This is a genomic window from Psychromonas sp. (assembly GCF_983033635.1).
Map to the genome: position 1 here is coordinate 28,272 of NZ_CEZLMY010000010.1, position 17,926 is coordinate 46,197.

At 40.3% G+C, this 17,926-nt stretch carries 14 protein-coding genes, 1 tRNA gene and 1 pseudogene; 14 read left to right on the plus strand and 2 right to left on the minus strand.

Features of this window, described 5'->3' with window-relative positions:
• Nucleotides 1–4: 4 nt before the first annotated feature.
• The 13 genes from pepP to AC4GME_RS02625 all read left to right on the plus strand — a co-directional run bounded on the left by pepP (nt 5) and on the right by AC4GME_RS02625 (nt 12,904).
• Nucleotides 5–1,318, plus strand: coding sequence for a Xaa-Pro aminopeptidase (gene pepP, locus AC4GME_RS02565; RefSeq protein WP_490378981.1), 1,314 nt, complete (start codon nt 5–7; stop codon nt 1,316–1,318).
• 4 nt (nt 1,319–1,322) lie between these two features.
• Entirely contained in the window at nt 1,323–2,537 is a 1,215-nt protein-coding gene (gene ubiH / locus AC4GME_RS02570; RefSeq protein ID WP_490377720.1) for a 2-octaprenyl-6-methoxyphenyl hydroxylase, read from the plus strand.
• The gene (locus AC4GME_RS02575; protein ID WP_490377721.1) at nt 2,534–3,754 is read left to right on the plus strand and encodes an FAD-dependent monooxygenase; all 1,221 of its coding nucleotides are present in this window, start codon (nt 2,534–2,536) and stop codon (nt 3,752–3,754) included. Before ubiH ends, AC4GME_RS02575 begins: the two co-directional genes overlap by 4 nt.
• Before the next feature lie 99 nt (nt 3,755–3,853).
• Nucleotides 3,854–5,056 (plus strand): enoyl-ACP reductase FabV, encoded by a 1,203-nt coding sequence (fabV, locus tag AC4GME_RS02580; protein ID WP_490377722.1) that lies wholly within the window; start codon nt 3,854–3,856, stop codon nt 5,054–5,056.
• A gap of 120 nt (nt 5,057–5,176) precedes the next feature.
• Entirely contained in the window at nt 5,177–5,542 is a 366-nt protein-coding gene (locus AC4GME_RS02585; protein WP_490378982.1) for a hypothetical protein, read from the plus strand.
• A gap of 10 nt (nt 5,543–5,552) precedes the next feature.
• A complete protein-coding gene (locus AC4GME_RS02590; protein ID WP_490378983.1) occupies nt 5,553–5,921 on the plus strand; it encodes a DUF5329 family protein in 369 nt (122 codons plus the stop codon).
• Between the two features lie 90 nt (nt 5,922–6,011).
• Nucleotides 6,012–6,088 (plus strand) — tRNA-Pro (locus tag AC4GME_RS02595).
• A gap of 54 nt (nt 6,089–6,142) precedes the next feature.
• Nucleotides 6,143–7,102 (plus strand): KpsF/GutQ family sugar-phosphate isomerase, encoded by a 960-nt coding sequence (locus tag AC4GME_RS02600; protein WP_490378984.1) that lies wholly within the window; start codon nt 6,143–6,145, stop codon nt 7,100–7,102.
• Nucleotides 7,103–7,147: 45 nt separating this feature from the next.
• Entirely contained in the window at nt 7,148–9,124 is a 1,977-nt protein-coding gene (locus AC4GME_RS02605; RefSeq protein ID WP_490378985.1) for an intermembrane phospholipid transport YdbH family protein, read from the plus strand.
• Nucleotides 9,124–9,312, plus strand: a complete 189-nt coding sequence (locus AC4GME_RS02610; RefSeq protein WP_490377976.1) for a YnbE family lipoprotein — start codon at nt 9,124–9,126, stop codon at nt 9,310–9,312. Before AC4GME_RS02605 ends, AC4GME_RS02610 begins: the two co-directional genes overlap by 1 nt.
• Nucleotides 9,313–9,341: 29 nt before the next feature.
• Nucleotides 9,342–9,656, plus strand: coding sequence for a YdbL family probable chaperone protein (locus AC4GME_RS02615; RefSeq protein ID WP_490377977.1), 315 nt, complete (start codon nt 9,342–9,344; stop codon nt 9,654–9,656).
• Between the two features lie 243 nt (nt 9,657–9,899).
• Nucleotides 9,900–11,561 carry a glutamine--tRNA ligase gene (gene glnS, locus AC4GME_RS02620; protein WP_490377978.1) on the plus strand — a complete coding sequence of 554 codons (1,662 nt, stop codon included), beginning with the start codon at nt 9,900–9,902 and terminating at the stop codon, nt 11,559–11,561.
• 185 nt (nt 11,562–11,746) lie between these two features.
• A complete protein-coding gene (locus AC4GME_RS02625; RefSeq protein WP_490377979.1) occupies nt 11,747–12,904 on the plus strand; it encodes a PilT/PilU family type 4a pilus ATPase in 1,158 nt (385 codons plus the stop codon).
• Between the two features lie 52 nt (nt 12,905–12,956).
• On the opposite strand, the pseudogene AC4GME_RS02630 reads toward AC4GME_RS02625, so the two are convergent.
• Nucleotides 12,957–13,139: pseudogene (locus AC4GME_RS02630) on the minus strand (tryptophan synthase subunit beta); the annotation flags it as partial.
• 264 nt (nt 13,140–13,403) lie between these two features.
• On the opposite strand from AC4GME_RS02630, the gene AC4GME_RS02635 reads away from it, so the two are divergent.
• Complete coding sequence (locus AC4GME_RS02635; protein WP_490378986.1) at nt 13,404–16,139, plus strand: DUF4955 domain-containing protein; 2,736 nt, start codon at nt 13,404–13,406, stop codon at nt 16,137–16,139.
• Nucleotides 16,140–16,305: 166 nt separating this feature from the next.
• Here the strand turns inward: AC4GME_RS02635 and trpB are convergent, their stop codons facing one another.
• The gene (trpB, locus tag AC4GME_RS02640) at nt 16,306–17,529 is read right to left on the minus strand and encodes a tryptophan synthase subunit beta (protein ID WP_490378841.1); all 1,224 of its coding nucleotides are present in this window, start codon (nt 17,527–17,529) and stop codon (nt 16,306–16,308) included.
• Nucleotides 17,530–17,926: the final 397 nt, after the last annotated feature.

Here is a 17,926-nt window from a genome sequence, read left to right on the forward strand (position 1 = left end):
TTTTATGAGTGAATTTAAATATCGCAGAGCGCAGTTTTTTGCGCAGATGAATAAAAATAGCATGGCTATTTTTCCTGCTGGTTCAGAAAAAATACGTAGTAATGATACTGAGTATCCTTTTAGACAAAATAGTGATTTTTATTATTTAGCTGGATTTAATGAGCCGGATGCTTGCCTGCTACTGATAAAAAAAACAGACAGTCAAAAAGCTATTTTATTTAATCGCAAGAAAGATAAAAGTGCAGAAATTTGGCATGGGTATCGACTAGGACAAAGTGCGGCGGTTAGTGAACTCGGTTTTGATAAAGCTTATCAGTTCGAAGAACTGCAAGATCACCTACAAAAACGACTGGATGGTTTAACGACGCTTTACTTTCCAATTTTTCAAGATGCTAACTTGGATAAAACCCTAGCAACAGTTATTAATGAGTTACGTGCGGGTAGACGTAAAGGCAAAGTCGCACCAACAACCTATATTGATAGTTTGTCGATCTTACATGAGATGCGTTTAATCAAATCGACAAGTGAAATTGAATTGTTATCTGCTGCAGCTGAAATTTCAGCTGCAGGACATATTTGTGCAATGCAGAAATGTCATTCGGGGATGTGGGAATATCAATTACAAGCTGAAGTTGAGCATGAATTTGCATTGCAGGGTACACGCGATGCTGCTTATAACAGTATTGTTGCGGGTGGTGAAAACGCCTGTGTTTTGCATTACACCGAAAATAATTGCCAGTTACACGATGGTGATTTGGTATTGATTGATGCAGGGGCTGAATATCAAGGTTACGCGGGCGATATTACGCGCACCTTCCCGGTGAATGGAGTTTTTTCTGAGTTTCAAGCGAAGTTATATCAATTGGTCTTAGATGCGCAAATCAGCGCAATCAGTCAGGTAAAACCTGGTGTGGCACTGCTTGATATTAATAAAAGTGTGATTAAACAACTGGTTGATGGCTTGCTTGAGTTAGGTGTTTTGCAAGGTGATAGCGATACACTGATTAAAAATGAAGCTTATAAAGAGTTTTATATGCATGGTATCGGTCATTATTTAGGCTTGGATGTGCATGATGTTGGTGATTGTGGCAGCACGGAGAATCCGCGTTTATTAGAAGCGGGGATGGTGGTGACTATTGAGCCAGGCTTGTATATCAGTAGTGCTGCTGATGTTGACGATGTTTGGAAGAAGATCGGAATCCGTATTGAAGATGATGTTTTAGTTACCGAGTTTGGTGCAGAAGTTTTAAGCGCGGATGTGCCAAAAAGTATTAATGAAATTGAAGCGTTAATGGCCGATGCACAGCAACATGGTTAAAAAAATGCCGCAGCAGACTGATTACGATATTGTTATTGTCGGTGCGGGCATGTCTGGTTGTTTGCTTGCTTATGGTATTTTAAAGTTATCACCCTCTTTAAAAATTGTACTGCTGGATGATAATCCGGAGAAGTTAAATAAAGACTCCCATCCAGGTTTTGATGCGCGAAGTATTGCATTAAGCGCGGGGAGTTGTGAACTGCTAGATGAATTGGAACTATGGGCTGAGCTAAAAGGCAAAGCACAAGCGATTGATGATATCCATATCTCGGATCGCGGGTACTTGGGGGCTTTAGATCTGCAAAGAAGCAATAAACGGCAAGCGTTTGGTTATGTGGTTGAGCTGCAAGATGTCGGTTTAGTTTTAGATAAGCATTTAGCACAATATAAGCAACTAAAGCGTTTATACAGTTCACGTTTGACAACAATAGAGAAGCAAGCAGAGCAGGTTCTCTGCCAGCTCGAAAATGGACAAATATTAACAACTAAATTATGCGTTGGCGCAGACGGTGCGAACAGTTTAACGCGCGAGTTATTAGCTATTCCCGCGCAAACATCTGATTATGACTGCAGTGCAATTATTGCTAATGTCTCTTGCGCTAAACCTCATTTGAATAAAGCGTTTGAACGTTTTACAGAATTTGGGCCAATTGCATTATTACCACTAAGCGATAATCGCTATTCATTAGTGTGGTCTGTAGGAAATGCAGATGTGACACGTTTATCCAAGCTCAATCAGCAAGATTTTTTGTCTGAGTTACAGCAAGCATTTGGTTATCGGGCCGGCATTTTTCGAGAGCTAGGTAAACGTGATATCTATCCGTTAAAACTGATTAAAACTGAAAAACCAGTTACTCATCGAGGTCTGTGTATCGGTAATGCCGCGCACTGTTTACATCCCGTGATGGGGCAGGGATTTAATTTAGGTTTGCGCGATCTATATGTTTTGGCTGTGTTAATTAGCCAAGTAGAGGATAAACAAGAGATTGGAGGTTTTAAGATGCTTAGCCAATATTGGTCTGCGCGCCAAGACGATCATCTGCGAACAATCACTATGACTGATTCTATGGTACGTGTTTTTAGTAATACAGATTGGCCTGTTGTTATCGGTCGCAGCATAGCGCTGCAAGCCATGAGTCTTATTCCCGCTTTATCAGCCCCGATTGTTAAACAAGCCAAAGGGCAATTTAACTTATTCACTCGAGATCAAAAAGCATGATGCAATCTTATGATGTAACCATTGTCGGTGGGGGGATGGTCGGTTTAACATTAGCCGCTAGTCTGGCAAATAGCCCATTATCGATTGCACTGATTGAAGCAAACGAAAACCCTGAATTAACAAGTGAACCAGCTAGTCGTGTGAGTGCAATTAGTTATGCCAGTCGCGCTATTTTTGAAAGTTTAAATATTTGGCAAAATATTAATAGCGAGCGTATTACGGCTTATAACTGCATGCAAGTTTGGGAAAAAGATAGCTTTGGTAAAATTGATTTCAGTGCTGAACAAGTTGATTGCTCTGAGCTGGGCTACATTATCGAAAACGAGCAAATCCAAGCTGCATTACTGCAATCCGTACAAAAACAACACAACGTGACCTTTTATGCTCCAGATCAATTAAGCAATATTGCTATTGGAGATGGTGAGGCCTGGCTTACTTTAAAAAGCGCTAAAACGTTAACCTCTAAATTGGTTGTCGGTGCAGATGGCGCAAACTCATGGCTGCGCAAGAAGGTAGATATTCCGTTAACACATTGGGATTACAATCATCATGCCTTAGTCGCGACAGTTAAAACCGATTTAGCACATGAGAATTGTGCAAGACAAATATTTACGCCTGATGGGCCTTTGGCTTTTTTACCGCTTTTTGAAAAAGATTTATGTTCCATTGTTTGGTCAGTACCGCCTGAAAAAGCAGAGCAGTTAAAAAAACTATCCGAGCTTGAATTTAATAGACAATTAACACGTACATTTGATAACCGTTTAGGTCACTGTGAACTGCAAAGCGAACGCTGCAGTTTTCCATTGACCATGCGTTATGCACGCGATTTTGCCAAACATCGTATCGCCTTGATTGGTGATGCCGCGCATACCATCCACCCCTTAGCTGGACAAGGGGTTAACCTTGGATTATTAGATGCGGTGAGTTTAGGGCAAACGATTATAGAGAATAGCGAAGCCGATAAAGAGATTGGTTTATATGAAAATTTACGTCACTTTGAACGTTGGCGAAAAACAGAAACGATGCAGATGATAGCGTCAATGGAACTGCTAAAGCGGTTATTCCAAGGAGATAATCCGCTACAAAAGACACTGCGCGATTTCGCTTTATTGTTTACAGATAAAGTAAATCCGCTTAAAAAACAGTTTATTAAGCAGGCGATGGGATTAAGTGGCGAATTGCCGAAAATTGTAAAAAAGAATGATGCTGATTTTTAGCTATTTTGAGCAACTTAAAAAACAGTGTATATTACGCACCAATAACAAAAACATATTCAAATAACTGATTTGAAACTAATCAAGAGAAGAGCTTAAATTATGATCATCAAACCAAAGATTCGTGGCTTTATTTGTACAACAACTCACCCTGTGGGCTGTGAAAAGAATATTCAAACACAAATTGAATACACTAAAAAACAGGGCAAAATTCAAAATGGTCCTAAACGTGTATTAGTGATTGGTTCTTCGGCCGGTTACGGTATGTCATCACGTATTGCTGCTGCATACGGCTCAGATGCGTCAACCATTGGTGTGTTTTTTGAAAAACCGGCAACTGAGCGCAAACCTGGCTCTGCGGGTTGGTACAACAGTGCTGCATTTGAAAAACAAGCAAAAGCGGATGGCTTATACGCAAAAAGCATTAATGCGGATGCATTCTCACATGAAACCAAAGCAAAAGTTATTGAGTTAATCAAAGAGGACTTAGGTCAGATTGATGCGATTATCTACTCGGTAGCAGCACCTGTTCGTAAACTGCCAGATACAGGTGAAGTGATTCGTTCAAGCCTGAAACCAATCGGTGCAACATATGTTGCAACAGCGATTGATACTAATAAAGACTGCATTATTGAAGCCTCTGTTGAGCCTGCTACAGAAGAAGAAGTTGCTAATACAGTAACGGTTATGGGCGGACAAGATTGGGAACTTTGGTTAAGCGCGTTAGGTGAAGCTGGCGTATTAGCACAAGGTGTTAAAACAGTTGCCTACTCATATATCGGCACAGAGTTAACTTGGCCGATTTACTGGGATGGCGCATTAGGTCAGGCAAAAATCGATTTAGATCGCGCATCTACGGCTATCCAGGAACAACTTGCACCGCTTAATGGTGAAGCTTATGTTTCAGTGCAAAAAAGTGTTGTAACACAAGCAAGCTCTGCAATTCCTGTTATGCCTTTATATATCTCTATGGTATTTAAAATCATGAAAGAGAAAGGGCTTCATGAAGGTTGTATGGAACAGATTCACCGTCTGTTTACTGCGCAGCTATATAAAGAAGATGCTAGCGCACCTACTACGGATGACGCGCGTCGTCTACGTTTAGATGACTGGGAATTACGTGATGATGTGCAGCAAGCTTGTAAAGATCTGTGGCCGACAATCACCACTGAAAACTTATTTGATTTAACGGATTACAAAGAATACAAAGAAGAGTTTTTACAACTGTTCGGCTTTGGTATCGAAGGTGTCGATTATGATGCTGATGTTGATACATTAGTTGAGTTTGATTGCCTTTCAGTTTAATTACTAATTTTTATGTTTTTTAAAATACCCACTTCGGTGGGTATTTTTGTTTTTGCTGGTATAAACTAAACATTAGTTATTCTTAAATCTAAGCTGTTGTAGTCTGCTAAGGTAAATAAAATGAAAAAAATACTATCACTCGCAATAGTTGCATTAATATTAAGTGCTTGTGTCAACAGAACTGCAGATAAAAATAATATTCGGGTTTATATCAATAGTGGTGCAATTCAATGTGAGTCTGATGGTAAAACAGTTGCTGAAACTGCTTTGTTATTAACTGAGCAAGCTGTTGATGTTAGTTCATCACAATGTGGCTTTCTGTCAAATGTGGCTGTTGTGGCTATGTGTGGCTCGATTACCACCAATATTAATGTTCATCAGATTAGTTCAGCCGATTTAAGCAAAGCACAGGCATTGGGTTTTGAAAATGTAGATACATTAAAACAGCAGAACGACTTGGGATATCAACTCTCTGATTGTAAATAGGAGCTAGAAAATGCAACGTTTTATGAAACTAACTTTGTTATTGATCTGCGCTATTTTGTCCAGTGCGGTTTTTGCAAACAGTGAGAAAGAGATAGAGCACCTGCTTGATTTTGTTGAGCATACCGAGTGCAGTTATGTGCGTAATGGTGCAAAACATAATGGACCAGAGGCGCGCGGCCATATCCAGAAAAAGTATGATTATTATGCTGATGATATAAAATCAGCGGAAGATTTTATTGCATACTCAGCCAGTAAAAGTCTAATCAGTGGTTCGAAATACACCATTGTTTGCCCAGATCAGGAGATTCAATTCAGCGCAGATTGGTTATTAGGTGAGTTAAAACAATATCGCTCACTTCTAAAAACTAACAAGAAATAAACGAATATCCTGGAACGCACTGAATTATTACTGTTTTTTATTAAATTTCTGTTGCATCTTGGTTATAAATTATTAGACTTGAAAATTATTCGGTATGTAGCGCAGCTTGGTAGCGCACTGCTCTGGGGGAGCAGGGGTCGGAGGTTCGAATCCTCTCATACCGACCATTTTTCCTTTTTTACCTCTATAAAGCTCACTCCCCGTCGTTTTAAGGATCTTTTATGACACCGTTTTTATTATCAACTGAGCAATTAATTAAAGAAGTTCGTACCGTTTTTGATGTGCAAAGTGCCGCATTGTCTGTCCATAGTGAGCAAGTTGGCGATGAGTATCTGCAAGCTTTAAGCTTGATGAAAAATTGTGTTGGCAGAGTGGTTGTTTGCGGCATGGGGAAATCCGGGCATATTGGCAAAAAGATTTCAGCAACCCTTGCATCGGTGGGGACACCTTCATTTTTTATGCATCCGGGGGAAGCTTTTCACGGTGACTTAGGCATGATCACAGCAGATGATCTGTTATTGCTTATCTCCTATAGTGGCGAAACCGATGAGTTGCTTAAAATCATCCCTTCAATTCAGCATTTTGGTAATAAAATCATTGCCATTACAGGCGGCATAAATTCAACGCTGGCACAAAACTCAGATGTGGTGTTAGATGCTAGTGTGGAAAAAGAAACTTGTCCTAATAATTTAGCGCCTACTACGTCAACAACATTAACTTTAGTGATTGGCGATGCTTTAGCGTCTACTTTAACTTTAGAAAAAGATTTTAGTCCGATGGATTTTGCTCGATTTCATCCTGGAGGCAGTCTTGGTAAGCGTTTACTTACTTTTGTTAAGGATGAGATGCGCAGTGATAATTTACCCTTTGTGCAGTTAGATACCTCCCTTACAGATGCATTAATGGTGATGACAGAAACGCGCACCGGTCTTGCTCTGGTAATGAAAGATGAGCAGTTACAGGGAGTGATCACCGATGGTGATGTGCGCCGATTTTTAATATCAGGTAAAAGTATCAATGAATGTTTAGCGCAAGAGTTAATGAATGACTCGCCTTGTTTTATCGCGCCGAATGCGCGTTTAACCGAAGCGGAAGAGATTATGCGCGAGAAACATATCAAATGGCTGATTGTCAGTGAAGATGGCATCAAGCTCGATGGTATTATTGAGTGGGGACAATAAACAGTTGTGGGCTTACTCAGGAAGATAAACGTTTGTCTAATAATATTGTTTAGCTGTTTAATCTTACTGAGTAATACGCCTGTTGTTTTTGCCCAATCGTTACAGAAGCCATTATTAACATGGCTTCCTTTTTTAACCTCGAATCTAAAACGTATTCAACCCAATCAAGACTGCCCGCAAAATCAGATTGTAAATATTCAAGTCAGCAAAGAAAAAAATAAGCTCAATGCGGATATTGCAGCTATCGATTGGGATTTAAATTGCCAAACCGCCCAAGCGACAAATAGCCGCGTTGAAAAAACGTTATCCTTAGCCTCGCAAAAAGATAAGATTGATTTACAAATTAAGGAGTTCTTTAAACTCTTAGCCGTTTTGCCTGACAGCAATATTCGAATAAAGTCGGTTAACTTAGCCTCAGATCTTATCAATAACAAATTTTCCTTTAGTTTATTTATAATAAAAACTGAGCAAACTGTTTTTATTACCTTATTAAGTGAATTTCTTAACTCAAAGCTAAAAATTAACCTGTTAAATAAACAACTAAGCCTGGAAAGTACGATCACGTTAGCCAAGCTCCCGCAATTTATAAATGTACCCGTAGAGCTGAAAAAATTATTAAATAATGAATTACAACTTAGTTATGCAGGTAATTTAAACAGTTGGCAAAAAGGCTCTTTTACTATCAAGTGGCAGGGAGAATTGAGCGATTTAGCAGCGTCGGCTGAATTGAATTTAGCTGGCGATATTGAACTGTTAACACAACAAGTAAATTTAAGGCTGGTGGCCTTCAATTTAAAAAATATCAGCCATAAAATATCGCTGCAGCAGGATTGGAAAACACCTTATATCAAGCTCAAACTAGCACAGCCGGCCTTAATAAATTTATCATCAAAGTATATGAAAGCGTTACCCTTGCACCTGCGAGTCGGGCGTAGTGCGCTACTTACAAAAGTCCCCCGTGGTAAAAAACAGCGTATTCGTATTGATACGCAAAAATTACCCTCCTTGTTTGTTACTTTAAATGCGCAAGGCTCCTTTGAAGATATATTGCTTGATTGGCGTATTTTACTTTTAAACCAAACATTAATGGGCAAGGTCTTTTATGCGGATAAAAAAGTAAAAGTGGAGATGGCAAACAATCTGCTGTCGCCAAAAACATTAGTTGAATCACTGCGTGATTATCTGCCGGATCTTGATTTATTAGAGATAAATTCCGGGGATATTAATCTGCAATTGTCAGCCAGCTACGATTTAAATAAAAAAGTGGTAGGCTTAAAAAGCAGTATCACAGCGTTAGATATCGCAGGAAAAAATGATAGTGTGTTATTTGATAATATTAGTTTGAGCAGTGAACTGGATTATCTGTTTGAAAAAGATCTGATAACCATTAATCAGGATAAGCAGCAGTTAAAAATAGGTAATCTATTTGTTGGCGTGCCGATTCAGGCACTACAGTTAGATGCGCAGATAAATGGCGGTGAGCCTGTTGTTGACCATTTTAAAGCCCGTTTATTAGGGGGGCGAATCGACTTTGATGATTTCAAATTAATAGCGCCCAGCCAGACAGTCATAAACATTGCCGGTATTAGTTTAACTGAAGTGATTAAGTACAGCGCTTACCCAGAAATAGAGGGGAAAGCGGTGATTGACGGTATGCTGCCTTTCGCACTGGGTGAGCAAGGTGTAACCGTCAAGAATGGTTTGATATTTGCGCGCTCACCTGGTGGTTATATTAAGGTGCCTGAAAACACAGTGATTAAAGCGATGGGTAAAGGTAATCCGGCCTTTTATTTGACCATGCAGCTGTTATCAAATTTTCAGTTTGATACTTTACAAGGTGTAATCGGTTATACTAGCGATGGTGAAAGCGATTTAAAAATAAAGCTTAAAGGGATAAACCCAGATAAGAGTGGCACGCAGCCGATCACTTTTAACTATTCACACAATGAAAACATTTTAAAATTACTTAAAAGTCTGCGTTTCAATGAGCAATTAGAGCGACAAATAAAGGAGAAGTATTAGTGCTTAATAAATTCAGTTTATTAATCGTGCTGTTTTTTACTATCGCAGCATGTACCCCCAGAGTGGAATTGGCGGTGCCCGATGAGCCTATTACCATCAATTTAAATGTTAAAATCGATCATGAGATTCGCATTAAAATTGATAAAGAGTTAGATGATGTTTTTGCTGACGACAGTGGTCTCTTTTAAAAGCAATAAGAAAAAGATTAGGAGTTAAGATGAAAAAAATATTTGTATTGTTTGCTTTAATGGTGAGCTTTTCTGTTTTTGCGTTAGATTTATCTGATGCCAAAGAGCAGGGTTTAGTTGGCGAACAAAGCAATGGGTTGTTAGGTGTAGTTGAAGTTTCGCAGCAAGCCAAAGAGTTAGTTGAAGATATTAATGCTAAACGTTTAGTTAAATATAAACAGATAGCTGAAAAAAATGGGATGACGCTTGAGCAAGTCTCTGTGCTTGCTGGGGAAAAAACCATTAAAAAAACTCCTGCAGGACAATATATCCAAAATAGCGTGGGGCAATGGGTTGTAAAATAGTTCTATGAAAATAAAGGCAAAATGAGTTTTCCATTTTGCTTTTATTTTTGCTCACTACGCCAGACAGTCAGTTGTTATCGTCTGATAAGTGAGCAGATTTGAGCCCTATTGATATCGCGTTATCAAAACCAGCACCCGCAAGTAAATCCCTTTATTAGTTTCGCGTTATTTAACTTGAGCTTCTGCTGATAATATACGATGATTGCCCCTATTTTTTGATTTATATATTTTCAGAGGTAAGCAATGACTCAGGTGGAAACTGGCCCAAGCAATTTTATTCGTAATATTATCGATAACGATCTTGAAACGGGTAAACATCAGTCGATACATACACGTTTCCCGCCAGAGCCAAATGGTCATCTGCATATTGGTCATGCCAAGTCTATCTGCTTGAATTTTGGTCTTGCACAAGATTACTCTAATGCGCTTTGTAATCTGCGCTTTGATGATACCAACCCAGTAAAAGAAGATGCTGACTACGTTGCTGCAATTGAAGAAGATGTGCGCTGGTTAGGTTTTGAATGGGCGGGTGACATTCATTATTCTTCCGATTATTTTGAGCAACTATATGCTTATGCGGTTGAGTTAATTGAGAATGACAAAGCGTATGTCTGTGAACTTAATGCGGAACAAACACGTGAATACCGCGGCACACTAACTTCGTCAGGTAAAGAGAGCCCGTTCCGTAACCGTCCTATCCAAGAAAGTTTAGATCTGTTCGCACGTATGCGTGCGGGTGAGTTTTCTGAAGGTTCGATGATGTTACGTGCAAAAATCGATATGGCATCGCCGAATATGAAGATGCGTGATCCAGTTATATACCGTATCCGTTTCGCTCATCACCACCAGACGGGCGATAAGTGGTGTATCTACCCTATGTATGATTTCACGCACTGTATTTCGGATGCGATTGAAGGTATTACGCATAGTTTATGTACCCTTGAATTTGAAGATCATCGTCCACTGTATGACTGGGTATTAGCCAATATCAGTATTGCTTGTAAACCTCGTCAAATTGAGTTCTCACGTCTTAATTTACAATACACCTTAACTTCTAAACGTAAGTTAAATGCGTTAATTGAAGAGAATATTGTTGCGGGTTGGGATGATCCGCGTATGCCTACTATCTCCGGCATGCGTCGCCGAGGTTATCCTGCTGCTTCGATACGTGAATTTTCAAAACGTATTGGGGTAACAAAACAGGAGAATACTGTTGAACTTGCTTCATTAGAAGCGTGTGTTCGTGAAAATCTGGAAGCTAATGCCCCGCGTGCGATGGCGGTGATTGATCCTGTTAAAGTGATTATCAGTAATTATGAAAATGATAAAACTGAGCAGTTAATCGCACCTGCGCATCCTAAAGATGAAAGCATGGGAACTCGAACTTTACCTTTCTCGCGTGAGTTACTGATTGATCGTGCTGACTTTAGAGAAGAAGCGAATAAAAAATACAAACGTTTAGTATTAGGTAAAGAAGTGCGTTTACGTAATGCCTATGTTATTAAAGCTGAAGATGTTATTAAGGATGAAGCTGGTAATATTACTGAAATTCATTGTTCGTACGATCCTGAAACATTAGGAAAAAATCCAAGCGATGGCCGTAAAGTGAAAGGTGTTATCCATTGGGTTGATGCGACGTCGAATGAAGCTGCTGAGTTCAGAGTTTACGAGCGTTTATTTCTAGTTGAAAACCCAGCTGCGGCTGAAGATATTCATCAAGTAATCAACCCTGAATCATTAGTTGTAAAACAGGGTTTTGTTGAGCTTGGGCTTGCTGAAGCAGTAGCTGAAAAAGCTTACCAATTTGAACGCGAAGGTTATTTTTGTGCAGATAGCAAAGATTCAACGCCGCAACACTTAGTCTTTAACCGCACTGTTGCGTTACGTGATTCTTGGGGCGGCTAGAAGCTTCAGGTTTACCTTGCCGACAGTTAGAAAGCAGTGCTTAAACTTGATTTAGCACTGCTTTTTTAATTTTAAAAGATACATAATTTGTTATAGCTATTACTTTTTTCTATTTGTTGTAGCAGAAATTATTTAGCAGTTCCATACTGTAACCATGATAATTGTTTACGTTTTAGGAGTAAAAGATGGAATTTGAAGAGATGCTCAATATTTTGTCGAGTAAAGATGGTTCAGATCTTTATTTGTCAACAGGAGCACCACCATCAGCTAAATTTCAAGGTACTTTAAAAGCACTCACTAATATCCCTTTTCAGCCAGGTGAAGTAGCCGTTATTGCTGATTCAATGATGGATAGTGAGCAAAAGGTGGCATTTGAGCAGGATCTTGAGATGAATCTGGCTATTTCAATTTCAAATGTTGGACGCTTTCGAGTCAATATTTTCAAACAGCGTAATGAAGTCTCGATTGTTGCACGTAATATCAAAGTTGAGATCCCTAAGTTTGACGATTTGAGGCTACCTGAGGTACTTAAAGATGTGATTATGGCTAAGCGCGGTTTGGTGTTATTTATTGGTGCGACGGGCTCTGGTAAATCCACATCACTGGCGGCATTAATTGATCATCGCAACTCAAATGCCTCTGGTCATATAATCACTATTGAAGATCCTGTTGAATTTGTACACAAGCACAAAAAAAGTATTATTAACCAACGCGAAGTGGGGGTTGATACCCGAAGTTTCCATGCGGCTTTAAAAAACACATTACGTCAGGCACCCGATGTTATTTTGATTGGGGAAATTCGCGATAGAGAAACCATGGAGCATGCTTTAGCCTTTGCTGAAACAGGGCACTTAGCTATTTCAACATTACATGCTAATAATGCTAACCAAGCGCTCGATCGTATTATTAACTTCTTTCCTGAAGAACGACGTCCGCAATTATTAAGTGATTTGGGCAATAATTTAAAATCGTTTATTTCACAACGTTTAATTCCTACTGTTGATGGCAAGCGTTGTGCGGCCATTGAAGTGATGATGGGGACCTTAACGATACGCGATATGATCAAACGTGGTGATTTTGGTTTATTAAAAGATGTAATGGAGAAGTCAAAACAGTTAGGTATGCAAACTTTTGATGGTGCGTTATTTGATTTAGTGCTTGAAGGGCGGATATCAGAAGAAGAAGCGATTAAAAACTCGGATTCTCCGACTAATCTTGCGCTGAAATTTAAGCTGCATCATGGCGGCATTGTGGAGCAAGCTGAAGAAAATGCCAAGAAAAATGGCGGGTTGAGTTTAGAGCCGATGGAAAGATCGCTTCCTGATGACTTAACCTTTTCTTGAACGCCCTTTATAAACAATAAAAGCGCCAGATGGCGCTTTTTTAACTTGTTGATTAATATAACAATTCGATAGCGTAATCTTTAGCGTACTTTTCAACGACAAAGTCGATATCTTTATCACCACGACCAGAAAGGTTAAGCAGGATTGCGCCTTTTTCACCCTGTTTAGCGAGTTTCAGTGCGTAGGCAACAGCATGTGCAGATTCAATCGCAGGGATGATCCCTTCTAATCTCGATTCAAAAATCCTTGATTATATCGTTTCTAATTCAACCTTCTCTCTTGGTTGGTTTTGCCATAGGTCTTTATTGCCTTCTTATTTTGCTTTCGAATGGGGCTTTTTATTTCTTTGTTTTTGTGTTTATTTGTCGCCTTTTGCTTTTCTTTTGATTTCCTTTTGCTTGCCTCGCTTACGTTCGCTTTCGGCTTGTGTGTTATAACGCACATTTTTACATTCAGAAAAGCAATACAATCATCTGCGAATTTCTTACAGGGAGTAAATATGAAAACGTTAAAAACCACAGCTATCCTTATCTCATTGGCTATCAGCGGATCAAGTATGGCAGCGGACTACTGGGCAGACTACCAGTCCTCTCGTGCTTCAGGCTCGGATCTGCGAGATCCGGCCTCGGCTATTGCAGAAGATAATATACTGCCGAATTTTTCCTACGCTGGTTATCAGTTTGGTAACCAAGCAATACCAGATTCGTCAACACTGGGTTATAAAATATTTAAGGTAACAGCCTATGGTGCCATTGCTAATGATGGCTTAAGTGATAAACAGGCTATCCGCGACACTATCGCAGAAGCTGAAAATCACATTGATAATGGTGGATCTGGTGCAATTATTGAATTTCCAGCGGGTCAATTCCGGATCAATGATAGTTCGGATATGCTAGGGATAGATTTATCTGATACTCCAGAAGGCAGAACAAACCGAAAATCGTACACAATGAAGATTTCGCGAGGCAATATTATTATTCGCGGAGCCGGCCCTGATACGGTCCTCTTTATGGAGCAAAATCTTGAGCTGATCTATCCGAGCAAAGACTGGACGACGCCTTATATTCTGCAAATCGGCTTTGACAGTAAAAATCCAGATCCCAATATTATTGCTACAGCGACACAATCTATTCTTTCTCCTAGCGGAGATAAGTTCATCACTACGGTGGCATCAGATCACCTGCGTGAATCCACTCAGACTATCAGTGTCGCAGATTCATCAAAATTACAAGTAGGGCAGTGGGTGCAGCTGACCCGACTGGATGATCGACTCGCCACCATTGAAGAGTCTGTGTATCCATACCAGCTAGAATCAGGCTGGACGGCTCTCGCTAATGGACTTAGATCTCAGGAGTTTCACCAGGTCACAAAGATTCAGGGGAGTGACGTGACTTTTGCGGCTCCAATCCACCATAGCGTCAACGCCGATGGCTATTGGGGATTAAAACACGCACCAATGCTGGAAAATATCGGCATTGAAAACCTAACATTTAAAGGTAACTGGCATGAGAATTTCGTGCATCATCAAAGTGGCGTGCATGATGGTGGATGGAGTGCTATAAATCTGAGTAAGGTAAGCAACAGCTGGATCGATAATGTTACATTCACAGATGTTAATGTTGGTTTGACTGCAACCAACAGTGCCGCTACAACGATTGAAGATATTACCTTTAACGGTAATCCAGGACACCTGAGTCTGGATATCAATAGCTCTACGCATATCTTAGCGCGTAATATACAAGATCCTGCGCGTCATTGGCATGCAGCCGGTTTCTCGCATCGTGCTGTCGGTAATGTGCTGACTAACTCGTGGCATGCACCTGATCGCTACCATAACTTGCACGCTGATCAGCCCTATGCCAACCTGATAGATAAAAATGAGGGAGGCTGGAACTATGGACTGATGGGGGGATCTATCAGTCAGCAGCCAAACCATTTGAAATATCTGGTGTTCTGGAACAATCGCAATACAGCAGCTGTCGGAGCTATCCGCAACTGGTCCTTTATGCGCCATGACAGCAACTATGGTCGTGTAATTATGCCCTATGTTGTCGGTCTGACAGGTTGGACTTTCGATAGTATCGAAACACAGCAAAAATATGATGCCAGTCTGCCGAGCATTCCTCAGGCGCATATCCAGGCCGCGACACAAATAGACAGCCTGTACGACGCACAGCTTCAACAACGCCGCTGCGCTACAGTTATTATTGATCCAAACCTTATTGGTGAATGGCCGTTGGCCGGCAGTACACAGGATCTCTCCTGTAACCCGCACAATCCGAACCCGCACAATGCGGTTAGCTTTACTAGCGTAACGGGTACGTTTAACGGTATTGATGAACGAGTTGAGTTAGGGGACTTTGACACTATGACCCAACTGGAATTTGATGTTCGTTACAATAGTTGGAATACTGCTAAAGCCAGCTTCGTTGTCAGCAAGTGGGACTATGGAACAAATAATCCCTATTATGTACAGATTGGTAAAACTGGTACGCTAAGCGCCCGTGTCAACGGCAAAGGGATCAGCGCTGGCAATTTGGGGGATGGTAACTGGCATCATATTATTATGACCCTTAATGCTAATACTCTGGGTTTGAATGTTGATGGTGTTGATAAAGGTACGCAGCAGATCACCCTGCCTGCGAGCAATGATTTCCCGTTAAGTGTCGGCTCCACAGTTAAGAACACATATCCATTCCAGGGAGAAGTCGCTAACATCAAGTTGTATTGCCCAAACCTTCTTGGTGAATGGCCGTTGGCTGGCAGTACACAGGATCTCTCCTGTAACCCGCACAATGCGGTTAGCTTTACTAGCGTAGCGGGTACGTTTAACGGTATTGATGAGCGAGTTGAGTTAGGGGACTTTGACACTATGACCCAACTGGAATTTGATGTTCGTTACAATAGTTGGAATACTGCTAAAGCCAGCTTCGTTGTCAGCAAGTGGGACTATGGAACAAATAATCCCTATTATGTACAGATTGGTAAAACTGGTACGCTAAGCGCCCGTGTCAACGGCAAAGGGATCAGCGCTGGCAATTTGGGGGATGGTAACTGGCATCATATTATTATGACCCTTAATGCTAATACTCTGGGTTTGAATGTTGATGGTGTTGATAAAGGTACGCAGCAGATCACCCTGCCTGCGAGCAATGATTTCCCGTTAAGTGTCGGCTCCACAGTTAAGAACACATATCCATTCCAGGGAGAAGTCGCTAACATCAAGTTGTATTAACTGCACTTGAGCCCACTGTTATTGTGGGCTCAGTCTTCTGAGCGAGCAGATGATCTCTTAAAGTTTGAAGATTTCATACAGTATTTTCTGATGCTTAAATGTTTTCTTGAACGCCCTTTAGAAAAAACAAAAGCGCCATATGGCGCTTTTATTTTTAATTTATTGATTAATATAATAATTCTATACCGTAATCTTTACCGTATTTTTCAACGACAAAGTCGATATCTTTATCACCACGACCAGAAAGGTTAAGTAGGATTGCGCCTTTTTCACCCTGTTTAGCAAGTTTCAGTGCGTAGGCAACAGCATGTGCAGATTCAATCGCAGGGATGATTCCTTCTAACCGAGAGAGTTCAAAAAACGCATCAATCGCTTCTTTATCATTGATTGAGCCATAAGTGACTCGTCCGAGATCTTTTAGATAGCTGTGTTGTGGTCCAACAGAAGGGTAATCTAAACCGCTTGCAACTGAGTAGACCTCTTGAGGTTCTCCTTGTTGATCTTTTAGCATATAAGATTTGAAACCATGAATAATACCTGGTTCGCCCAAGGTTAATGTTGCTGCGTGTTCGCCTGGCTCTGTAAGTGAGCGGCCAGCAGGCTCAACACCATAAATATTTACCTCTTTATCTTCTAAAAAAGCTGTAAATAAACCCAGTGCATTTGAACCGCCACCAACACAGGCAACCAAGTTATCCGGCAGCTTACCTGTCATCTCCTGAAATTGTTCACGCGCTTCATTGCCGATAATAGATTGGAAATCTCGTACCATCATAGGAAACGGATGAGGGCCAACAACAGAGCCTATTGCATAAAGCTGTGTTTCGGGATCTTTTAAATAAGCTTCAAATGCGGAATCAACCGCTTCTTTTAATGTCTTACGACCATGAGTTACAGGAATAACATTTGCACCTAAAATTCGCATTCTCACAACATTTGGATGCTCTTTAGCTATATCAACTTCACCCATGTAGATATCACACTCTAAACCGACTAATGCGGCGGAAGTTGCTAATGCAACGCCATGCTGCCCAGCGCCCGTTTCTGCAATCAATTTCTTTTTGCCCATCTTTTTGGCAAGTAGCGCCTCGCCTAAACAATGGTTAATTTTGTGAGCTCCAGTATGGTTTAAATCTTCGCGCTTAAGGTAGATATCTGTGCCATATTTTTCTGATAAATTTTGAGCATGAAAAATAGGACTTGGGCGACCAACAAAGTGTTTGTATAAACGAGCCAGCTCTTTACGAAAAGCGGGATCTTGTCGACATTGATCATATGTTTCAGCTATTTGATCCATGATTACTTGTAATTGTTCCGGAATAAAGCTGCCACCATATTCACCAAAGTAGCCTTGTGCATCAGGTAAGTTATGTGTGAATGTATTTTCCATGGAAATCCTTTTCTCTTTTATGGTTATTGAAATTAGTTTTCTCTTTTATACAAGCAAAAGCATATTATTTGTATGGGATAACAAGGGAAATGTGAGCTATCTGAGGGATTAAACTAAATGTCTGTTATTGCAGGGGCAAACCTAGCGCTTCGATAAAATAGCTTGAATATGAATCTATTATTTTTTTTGCTGGGAGTTGGAACTGTGATGTCGATGTGATCCGTCGATTTTATTTGAACAGAGTAATGATCGGAATATTTTTAGATAGAGTTGAGTGTTAATTTTATTACGGAAATTATTGGGATTTTATTACTAGAAGCATAAAGGAAATTGGCTTGGTTAACGGGATTTGTAGTTATGAGCTTAGATGTGACTGGTCGGCTTTATTTTAAACAAG